Source organism: Streptomyces mutomycini (assembly GCF_001700505.1).
Lineage (GTDB): Bacteria > Actinomycetota > Actinomycetes > Streptomycetales > Streptomycetaceae > Streptomyces > Streptomyces mutomycini.
Map to the genome: position 1 here is coordinate 1 of NZ_MAPV01000005.1, position 11,532 is coordinate 11,532.

Sequence of the window (11,532 nt, forward strand, 5' to 3'; positions counted from 1 at the left end):
GTGACGCAGGGGCGTACCGGTGTGTTGTTCTCGGGTCAGGGTGCGCAGCGGTCGGGTATGGGCCGTGAGCTGTACGAGTCCTACCCGGTGTTCGCGGATGCGTTCGATGCGGTGTGTGCTGAGTTGGACCGGCATCTGGATCAGCCGATCCGGGATGTGGTGTTCGAGGGTGGTGAGCTGCTGGATCAGACGCAGTTCACGCAGGCGGGGCTGTTCGCTCTCGAAGTGGCTTTGTTCCGTCTGGTGTCGGCGTGGGGCGTGAAGCCGGACTATCTGCTGGGGCATTCGATCGGCGAGCTGTCGGCGGCGCATGCGGCCGGTGTGCTCTCGCTGGAGGACGCTGCCAGGCTGGTGGCGGCGCGAGGCCGTCTGATGCAGGCGTTGCCGGCGGGCGGGGCGATGGTCTCGCTCCAGGCAGCCGAGGACGAGGTCCTGCCGCTCCTGACCGACGGCGTCTCGATCGCAGCACTCAACGGGCCCTCCTCGACGGTGATCTCGGGGGACGAGGCCGACGTCCTGGCCGTCGCCGCGCACTTCGAGGCGGAAGGGCGCAAGACGAAGCGGCTGCGCGTCAGCCATGCGTTCCACTCATCGCGCATGGACGCGATGCTCGACGACTTCCGCGCGGTCGCGCAGACGTTGACCTTCCATGCCCCGCAGATCTCCGTCATTTCGAACGTGTCCGGTCTGGTGGTGTCGGGCGGCGAGATGTGCTCGGCGGACTACTGGGTGCGCCATGTCCGTGAGGCGGTGCGTTTCCTCGACGGGATGCGGTCTCTCGGGCACCAGGGTGTGACTACGTTCCTGGAGTTGGGTCCGGGTGGGGTGCTCTCCGCCATGGGGCAGGACTGTGTCGAGGACTCGACCTTCGTGCCGGCCCTGCGCAAGGACCGTGCGGAGGCGGAGACACTCGTCACCGCCCTCGGTGAACTGCACGTACGCGGATCGGTGGTCGACTGGCCGGCGTACTTCGCGGGCACCGGCGCACGCCGCATCGACCTCCCCACCTATGCCTTCCAGCGGCAGCGCTACTGGCCGAAGAACACCTGGCACAGAACCGGAGACGTGGCCGGGCTCGGACTGCGCACCGGTGATCACCCGCTCCTCGCCGTCGCGGTGGGTCTGGCGCACACCGATGAGTTCCTGTTCACGGGGCGTCTGTCGTTCCAGACGCAGCCATGGCTCGCCGACCACGCCGTCATGGGTTCGGTGCTGCTGCCCGGCACGGCCTTCGTCGATCTGGCCCTGCACGCGGGCGACCACGTCGGCTGCGAAGTGGTGGACGAGCTGACCCTGCAGGCGCCGCTGGTGCTCCAGGATTCGTCAGGTGTCCAACTCCAGTTGGTGGTGGGCACCCCTGAGGCCGACGGGCGCAGGCCCATCAGCGTGCACTCCCGCCCGGGGGAGGCCGATGGCGAGGAGAGTGACTGGACCCAGCACGCCACCGGCCTGCTCGCGCCGGTCGACGCGGCCGTCGAGTCCTCCGCAGAATCCTCCGTGCGGGAGTCCCTGGGGGCCTGGCCGCCGCGCGACGCGACTGAGATCGGTGTCGAAGGGCTGTACGAACGACTCGCCGACCAGGGCTTCGGCTACGGTCCCGCCTTCCGAGGCCTGCAGCGGGTCTGGCGCCGTGGCGAGGAGGTCTTCGCCGAAGTGGCGGTGGCGGGTCTCGACGTCGCCGGATTCGGTGTGCACCCCGCGTTGCTCGACTCAGCACTCCACTCCCTCGCGGTAGGCGGTCTGCTCGGAGACGGAGGGCCGGAGAGTCCGGCGAGCCACGAGGGTCGCGGCTGGCTTCCGTTCTCCTGGAACGGGATGTTCCTCCGTGCCACCGGGTCCTCCACGCTGCGGATGCGGATCGCGCCCACGGGACGCGACAACACGCTGTCACTCGTCCTGGCCGATGCCGCCGGACAACTGGTTGCGCAGATAGAGGCGTTGACACTGCGCGAGGTGTCCGCCGAGCAGTTCGACGACCGGCGTCGTGCCACCGCCGACTCGCTGTTCCAACTCAGCTGGGTCCAGATCACCCAGGACGAGCACTCGACGGAGTCGGCCGGAGGCGAGCGGACGTGGGCCGCGCTGGCAGCTGAAGGAACCGGCCCGGGCCTCGACGGCTGCGACACGTACGCCGACGTGACCGCGTTGAGCGCAGCCCTCGACGCGGGAGCCGCCGCACCGGAGGTCGTACTGGTCGACACCGAGGGAACGGCCGACGACGCAGATGTACTCGCAGCCGCGCACCACGCGGCGCACCGGACGCTCGGGTTCCTGCAGGAATGGCTGGCCGAACCGCGCTTGGACGCGTCCCGGCTGGTCGTCGTCACCCGTCGCGCGGTCGACACGGGCGGTGACACGAGTGTCGCTGCCGACCTGTCCGCCGCCCCGGTGTGGGGTCTGGTGCGGTCGGCGCAGTCCGAGAACCCGCAGCGTTTCGTCCTGCTGGACCTGGACGAAACGGCGGGGTCCGACGTCAGTGCCGGTGTCGTACGTCGCGCCGTCGACAGCGGCGAGCCGCAGCTCGCCGTACGCGATGGAGCACTCCACGCACTCCGCCTCGTACGGTCCGGGCAGGACGGCACACTGCTGCCGCCTGTGGACGGCACGACCTGGCGGCTCGACAGCGTGAGCAAGGGGACGCTCGAAGGGCTGCGGCTGCTGCCCCACCCGGAAGCGTGTGATGAGCTCGAATCCGGCCAGATCCGCGTGGCCGTACGTGCGGCGGGGCTCAACTTCCGTGACGTCCTGATCGCCCTCGACATGTATCCGGGGCAGGCCACGATGGGCATCGAGGGTGCCGGTGTCGTAACGGAGACCGGCCCCGGCGTGACCGGGATCGTGCCCGGTGACCGCGTGATGGGCCTGCTGAGCGGCGGTTTCGGCCCCACTGCTGTCACCGATCACCGCATGGTCGCGAGGATTCCCGACGGCTGGTCGTTCACCGAGGCCGCCTCGGTGCCCATCGTGTTCCTCACCGCGTACTACGGTCTCGTCGACCTGGCCGCGCTCCAGCCCGGCGAATCGGTCCTCGTGCACGCCGCGGCTGGCGGTGTGGGCATGGCGGCCACGCAGCTGGCGCGCCACCTCGGCGCCGAGGTGTTCGGGACGGCCGGTCCCGGCAAGTGGGACACCCTGCGGGAACTCGGCCTGCACGACGAGCACATCGCCTCCTCGCGCACGCTGGAGTTCGAGGAGAAGTTCCGCGCCGCCACCGAAGGACGGGGCGTCGACGTGGTGCTGGACTCCCTCGCCGGGCCCTTCGTGGACGCCTCGCTGCGGCTGCTCCCCCGTGGTGGGCGGTTCGTGGAAATGGGCAAGGCGGACGTCCGCGACCCCGAAGCGGTCGCACACGCCCACCCCGGAGTCGCCTACCAGGCATTCGACGTCATCCAGGCGGGCCCCGAGCGGATCGGCCGGATGCTGGCCGAGGTGGTCGCGCTGTTCGAGAGCGGCGCGCTGCGTCCGCTTCCGGTGCGGACCTGGGACGTCCGCCGGGCAGCGGAGGCCTTCCGCTTCCTCAGCCAGGCCCGGCACATCGGCAAGGTCGTGCTCACCGTTCCCCAGCCGCTCGACCGCGACGGAACCGTGCTCCTCACCGGCGGCACCGGATCGCTCGGCGGCGTACTAGCCCGGCATCTGGTCGCCACGCACGGCGCCCGGCACCTGGTGCTGGCGGGCCGGAGCGGTCCTGAAGCGCCCGGCGCGCAGGAACTCGCCGCCGAACTGACCGGACTCGGCGCCACCACCGTCACCCTGGCCGCCTGCGACGTCTCCGACGCCGGAGCGCTCGCCGGCCTTCTCGCGGCCATCGACGACGAGCACCCGCTGACCGCCGTGGTCCATGCCGCGGGTGTGCTCGACGACGGAATCATCTCCTCGCTCACCGACGACCGCCTGGACACGGTCCTGGGGCCCAAGGCAGATGCCGCCTGGCATCTGCACCGGCTGACCCGCGATCTCGACCTGCCGGTGTTCGCGCTGTTCTCCTCCACCTCCGGCCTGCTGGGGGCGCCCGGCCAGGGCAACTACGCCGCCGCGAACGTCTTCCTGGACTCACTGGCCCAGGCCAGACGGAGGCAGGGTCTCGCAGCGACCTCGCTAGCCTGGGGCCCGTGGGAACAGGCCGGCGGCATGATCGACCGGCTGAGCGGGACGAGCGCGGGCCGCAGCACCCGAGGTGGGCTGACCGCCCTGTCGGCGCAGGAGGGTGTGGCTCTGTTCGACGCCGCACTCGCCGCCGACGAAGCCGTTCTCGTACCGGTGAAGCTGGACGCGGCCTTCCTGCGCGGCCGGGCGGAGGAGCCGGCCCTGTTCAAGGGGCTGGGACTCGGCGGGCGCAGGTCCAGCAGGCGCAGCGCGGCTTCGACGGCCGTCGAGGCGTCGACGCTCGCCGAGCGGCTGAGGGGACTGGACGAGTCCGAGCAGACACAGATGCTCGTGGACCTCGTCAGCGCCCGGGCGGCCGCTGTTCTCGGACACTCCGACGCGGACGCCGTACGCCCCGGCCGGGCGTTCAAGGAGCTCGGCTTCGACTCCCTCACCGCCGTCGAGTTGCGGAACCGCCTGGGTGCGGCGACCGGACTGCGGCTTCCCGCATCGCTCGTCTTCGACTACCCGACTCCGGCACTGATGGCCGCCCACCTGCACAGCGTGCTGGTCGAGGCCTCCGGATCACCCGTGTCCGCCGACTCCGCCGTACGGGCCGGAGTGGCGGACACCGATGAACCGGTCGCGATTGTGGCCATGAGCTGCCGCTACCCGGGCGGCGTCAACTCACCCGAGGACCTCTGGGACCTCGTCGCCACCGGCACCGACGGCATCTCCGGCTTCCCCACCGACCGGGGCTGGCGGCTGCCCTCGCCCGACGACGGCTCCGACCTGCCCCACGAAGGCGGGTTCGTCCACGACGCGGGCGAGTTCGACGCCGCGTTCTTCGGGATCTCGCCGCGTGAGGCGCTGGCGATGGATCCGCAGCAGCGGCTGCTGCTCCAGGCGGCCTGGGAGGCGTTCGAACGGGCGGGCATCACCCCTGCGTCCGTACGCGGAAGTCGCACCGGCGTCTTCGCCGGGACGTCCTCCACCGGATACGCCACATCGCTCGACCAGCTCCCCGAGGGTGTCGCCGGACATGTGCTGACCGGCACCGCAGGCAGCGTCGTCTCAGGCCGTGTGGCGTACACCTTCGGCCTGGAAGGACCCGCGGTGTCGGTCGACACGGCGTGTTCCTCCTCGCTTGTGGCACTGCACCTGGCCATGCAGGCGCTGCGGTCGGGCGAATGCTCCATGGCACTGGCGGGCGGCGCCATGATCATGGCCGACGAAGGGATCTTCGCCGAGTTCGGAGGGCACGGCGGCCTCGCCGTGAACGCCCGCTGCAAGGCATTCTCCGACGACGCCGACGGCACCGCGTGGTCAGAGGGTGTCGGCATGCTGCTCCTCGAACGGCTCTCGGACGCGCGGCGCAACGGCCATCAGGTCCTGGCGGTGGTCCGGGGTACGGCGGTGAACCAGGACGGGGCGTCCAACGGCCTGACGGCTCCGAACGGCCCCTCGCAGCAGCGAGTCATCCGCCAGGCCCTGGCCAACGCCGGTATCTCGCCCGCCCAGGTGGACGCAGTGGAGGCTCACGGCACGGGCACCCGGCTGGGTGACCCGATCGAGGCGCAGGCGCTGCTGGCGACGTACGGGCAGGGCAGGCCGGACGGCCGCCCCCTCCTCCTGGGGTCGCTGAAGTCGAACATCGGTCACGCACAGGCTGCCGCGGGTGTGGCGGGAGTCATCAAGATGGTGATGGCGATGCGGCACGGTGTGCTGCCGCAGACCCTGCACCTCGACCAGCCGTCCTCCCAAGTCGACTGGAAGTCAGGGGCCGTTGAGCTCCTGACCCGGTCGGTGGCGTGGCCGGAGAAGGACGGGCCGCGCCGAGCCGGTGTGTCGTCGTTCGGGATCAGCGGTACGAACGCGCACGTCATTCTGGAGCAGGCGCCGGACGACGGGGCCGCCGTCGGGGCCGGGCTTCCGGACGATGTGGTGCTGCCGTTCGTCCTGTCCGGGAAGTCACCCGAGGCCGTGTCGGAGCAGGCGGTCCGGCTGGCCGGTCTGCTGGACCGGGAGCCCGGCCTGGGCCTGAGGGACGTCGCATGGTCGCTGGCCACCACCCGTACGAGGTTCACGCATCGTGCGGTCCTGGTCGCCGGCGACCTCGAGGAACTCCGGTCGGGTCTGGACGCACTGGCGGACGGACGCTCGGCGCACGGTGTGGTGCAGGGCGTCGCGGACGGCGTGATGCGTCCGGTGTTCGTGTTCCCGGGGCAGGGTTCGCAGTGGGTGGGTATGGCTGCGGGGTTGGTGGAGTCCTCGGATGTGTTCGCGGAGCGGATGCGGGAGTGTGCGGCCGCGTTGTCGGCGCATACGGACTGGTCGTTGCTCGGTGTGCTGCGGGGTGAGCCGGGTGCTCCTGGCTTTGACCGGGTTGATGTGGTGCAGCCGGTGTTGTGGGCGGTGATGGTGTCGTTGGCGGAGGTGTGGCGGGCGGCCGGTGTGGTGCCTGCGGCGGTGATGGGCCATTCGCAGGGTGAGATCGCTGCCGCGTGTGTGGCCGGCGGGCTGTCGCTGGAGGACGGTGCGCGGGTGGTCGCGTTGCGGAGCCGGGCGATTGTTGAGCTCTCGGGTCTGGGCGGCATGGCCTCGGTGGCGGAGCCGGTGGAGAAGGTGGAGGCACGCCTGTCCAAGTGGGAGGGGCGTCTGTCGGTCGCGGCGGTGAACGGCCCGTCCTCCGTGGTGGTGAGCGGTGACGGTGACGCGCTGGACGAGTTGCTGCTGGCCTGCAAGGCGGACGAGGTCCGCTGCAAGCGCATCGATGTGGACTACGCCTCGCACAGTGCGCATGTGGAGCGGATCCATGACCAGCTGCTGGAGGTGCTGGCGGACCTGTCCCCGCGTGCCTCGCAGGTGCCGTTGTATTCGACGGTGACCGGTGAGTTGCTGGACACGGCGGGCATGGACGGCGAGTACTGGTACACCAACCTGCGCCGCACGGTCCTCCTGGAGAAGGCGACCCGGTCGCTACTGGCGTCGGGGCACGGTGTGTTCGTCGAGGTCAGCCCGCACCCGGTGCTCACCATGGGGTTGCAGGAGACGTTCGCCGCCGCCGGTTCCGAGGCGGTGGCGCTGGGGACGCTGCGACGGGACGAGGAAGAGGCCCGGCGTCTCCTGACGTCGCTGGCCGAGGCGCATGCGCACGGGGCCGAGCTCGACTGGCGGGCCCTGTTCGGGGACGCCGATGCCCAGCGTGTCGACCTGCCGACGTACCCCTTCCAGCATCAGCACTACTGGCTCAAGTCGGCTGCCGGACAGGGCCGCGACATCTCGGCGACGGGAATGCGGCCCGGCGGGCATGCCCTGCTCTCCGGAGCGATCAGGCTGGCCGACTCCGACGGTGTGGTGATGACGGGCAGGCTGTCGGTCGAAACGCACCCCTGGCTCGCCGACCACGTCGTTCTGGACTCGGTGCTGCTCCCGGGAACGGCCTTCGTCGACCTGGCACTGCACGCAGTTGACCAGGTCGGATGTCAATTGCTTGAAGAGCTGACGATCGAGGCTCCGCTGGTCGTCCCGGAGTCCGGCGCGGTCGTGATCCAGGTGACGGTGACGCTGCCGGACGCGTCGGGCCGCAGCACTGTGCGCATGCATGCGGCACCCGCCGGCGCACCTGAGGACGTGTGGACCCTGCACGCGTCCGGAACTGCGACGTGCGCGGAAGTACCGGAGTCGGACGGCTTGGGTGAGTGGCCGCCGACCGGGGCCCGGGCGCTCGCCGTCGACACCCTCTACGAGTCGCTTGCCGAGGCCGGCTACGGATACGGCCCCTTGTTCCAAGGGCTTCGGGCTGCTTGGCAGCAGGGCGACGACGTGTACGCGGAGGTGGCCCTGCCGGAGGAAGCCGACGTCGAGGGGTTCGGGGTGCACCCAGCTCTGCTGGACGCCGCACTGCACGCGATGGGCTGGTCGACGACGCGTGACGCCGGAGGCGAGCCGGGCTCCGTCGAGCTGCCGTTCGCCTGGAGCGGGGTCTCGCTGGGCGCGGTCGGAGCACGCGCACTGCGGGTCCGGATCCGGCGCGTGCGGTCGGGGGTCTCCCTGCTGCTGGCCGACGGAACGGGTTACCCGGTCGCCTCCGTGGGCACGCTGGCCCTGCGCCCCATAAGGCCGGAACAGATGCAGGCTTCGGCCCACGCTCTCGGTGACGCGATGTTCCGGGTCGAATGGACGGCGAAGCCGATGGGCTCCACAGACCCGGTGGGCTCTGCGAAGCCCATTCCCGCTGTCGTCGCCCGCTATGCGGACCTTGCTTCAGCGGACGCGGTGCCGGACGTGGTGGCGGTGTCATTCGCGGGTGCAGGTTCCGATTGCGCGGACGCGGCGACCCGGGCCCACGAAAACGCCCGCCGAACGCTGGAGTTGACGCAGGAGTGGCTCGCGGATGAGCGATGCTCCGAAGCCCGCCTGCTGGTGGTGACTTCGGGCGCGGTGGCTTGTGATCGCGACGCTGCGCCGGATCCGGCACAGGCAGTCGTCTGGGGTCTGGTGCGGGCGGCTGAGACGGAGAATCCGGGCCGGTTCGTGCTGGTGGATGTCGAGGGGGCCGATGAGTCGGTTCTGTCGGCTGTGGTGGCTTCGGGTGAGCCGCAGGTGGCGGTGCGTGGGGGTGAGGTGTTCGTGCCGAGGCTGGCGCGGGTGTCTGCAGGTGCCGGTGGGAGTGTTCCCGAGGTGGGTGTGGGCACGGTGTTGGTGACGGGTGCCAGTGGTGTGCTGGGTGGGCTGGTGGCGCGGCATCTGGTGGTGGAGCGTGGTGTTCGTCATCTGCTGCTGGTGAGCCGGCGGGGTGCGGATGCTCCGGGGGCTGCCGATCTGGTGGCGGAGCTGGAGGAGCTGGGTGCGCAGGCGTCCTTCGTCGCGTGTGATGTGGCGGATCGTGCCGCGCTGGCCGAGGTGCTGGGCGGTATTGCTCCGGAGCATCCGTTGACGGGTGTGGTGCATACGGCGGGTGTGCTGGACGACGGTGTGGTGTCGTCTCTTACGCCGGAGCGGTTGGCTGCGGTGATGCGGCCGAAGGTCGATGCGGCGTGGAACCTGCATGAGCTGACGTCTGGCATGGATCTGTCGATGTTCACGCTGTTCTCGTCGGCGGCGGGTGTGTTCGGTGGTGCGGGTCAGGCGAACTACGCCGCTGCGAACGCGTTCCTGGATGCTCTGGCCGAGGTGCGGCGTGCGGAAGGGCTTGCGGGGCAGTCGCTGGCCTGGGGTTTGTGGGCTCAGGCGAGTGAGATGACGGGTCAGCTCGGTGCGGATGATCTGCGGCGGATGGCCCGGGGTGGGCTGCTGCCGTTTTCCTCGGCACAGGGACTCGAACTCTTCGACGCGGCAGGGGTGTTGGCCAGCGAGGCTGCGCTCGTGCCCGTCCGGGTGGATACGGCCACTCTGCGGCTACGTCCGGAGACGACTCCGCTGATGCTGCGGGGCCTGGTCCGGGTGTCGAACCGTAGGCAGGCCGACGCAGGCACCCACCGCTCTCAGTCCTTCGCACGCACTCTTCTCCGGCTGGAGCCGGCCGAACAGGAGGCACGCTTCCTCGAGCTCGTACGCATCGAGGTCGCCTCTACCCTGGGCCACACCTCGAGTGACGCGATCAAGCCCCGGCAGGCCTTCACGGACCTCGGATTCGACTCGCTGACCGCCGTGGATCTGCGTAACCGGCTCAACGCCGTCATGGGTCTGCGACTGCCCGCGACACTCGTCTTCGACTACCCGACCCCAGCGGCGCTGGCCGGGTTCATCCGGGCGGAGGTCCTCGGGACGCACAGCGAGCCGACCGCGGCTGTCGGGACGACCGGCACCACGGCGGACGACCCGATCGTGATCATCGGCATGAGCTGCCGCTACCCCGGCGGAGTGTCCGGGCCCAAGGACCTGTGGCGGCTGCTCTCCACCGCCGGAGACGCGGTGACGGGCATCCCGTCCGACCGGGGCTGGGACGTGGACGGGCTCTTCGACCCGGACCCGGACAGGCCGGGTACGTCGTACACCCGCGAAGGCGGGTTCCTGCACGACGCCACACACTTCGACGCGGAGTTCTTCGGGATCTCGCCGCGTGAGGCGGTGGCGATGGACCCGCAGCAGCGGCTGCTCCTGGAAGCCTCGTGGGAAGCGGTGGAATCGGCGGACATTGATCCCGCGTCCCTGCGGGGCAGCGATACAGCCGTCTTCGCGGGCCTCATGTACCACGACTTCGCGGCGTATGCCGCAGCGTCCGCCGAGAGCCTCGAAGGGCACCTCACCACGGGCACCGCAGGGAGTGTCGCTTCGGGTCGGGTGTCGTACGCGTTGGGCCTTGAGGGTCCGGCGGTGACGGTGGATACGGCGTGTTCGTCGTCGTTGGTGGCGTTGCACTGGGCGATGCAGGCTTTGCGGTCGGGTGAGTGCTCGATGGCTCTGGCCGGCGGGGTGACGGTCATGGCCACCCCCGGCACGTTCGTCGAGTTCTCCCGCCAGCGAGCTCTCGCGGTGGACGGCCGCTGCAAATCCTTCGCGGCGGGTGCCGACGGCACCGGCTGGGGCGAGGGCGTGGGGATGCTGTTGGTGGAGCGGCTCTCCGACGCGCGTCGCAACGGGCACCGGGTGCTCGCTGTTGTTCGGGGTTCGGCGGTGAATCAGGACGGTGCGTCGAATGGTCTGACGGCTCCGAACGGTCCGTCGCAGCAGCGGGTGATTCGGCAGGCTCTGGCGAATGCGGGCTTGTCGGCTTCGCAGGTGGATGCGGTGGAGGCGCACGGTACGGGTACGAAGCTGGGTGACCCGATCGAGGCGCAGGCGCTGCTGGCGACGTATGGGCAGGGGCGGTCGGAGGATCGGCCGTTGTTGCTCGGGTCGGTCAAGTCGAACATCGGTCACACGCAGGCTGCGGCGGGTGTTGCCGGGATCATCAAGATGGTTCTGGCGATGCGGCACGGGATCCTTCCGCAGACGCTGCACGTCGACGAGCCGACACCTCAGGTGGACTGGTCGGCGGGGGCGGTCTCGCTGCTGACCGAGTCGGTGGCGTGGCCCGAGACGGGTGACGCCCGGCGCGCGGCTGTGTCGTCGTTCGGGATCAGCGGTACGAACGCGCACGTGATTCTCGAGCAGGCGCCGGACGAGGAAGTGGTCGTGGGGGCCGGGCTTCCGGCTGATGTGGTGCTGCCGTTCGTGTTGTCCGGCAAGTCGGAGGGGGCGCTGCGGGATCAGGCGGCGCGTCTGGCGGAGTCGGTGGCGGGGGCGCCGGGTGTTTCGGTGCGGGATCTTGCGCACGCGTTGGCGTTGAGCCGTTCGCGGTTCGAGCACCGGGCGGTGGTGACGGCTTGTGGGCGTGAGGAGTTGGTGGCGGGGCTGGGTGCCCTGGTGGAGGGCCGTTCCGCACCGGGTGTGGTGCGGGGTGTCGCTGATGGTGCGGTGGCTCCGGTGTTCGTGTTTCCCGGGCAGGGTTCGCAGTGGGTG

1 protein-coding gene is annotated in these 11,532 nt (G+C 70.3%); it reads left to right on the plus strand.

Annotation, left to right across the window (positions count from 1 at the left end):
- The coding region (locus tag BFF76_RS32030) for a type I polyketide synthase (RefSeq protein WP_141695552.1) at nucleotides 1–11,532 on the plus strand (11,532 nt) is incomplete at both ends.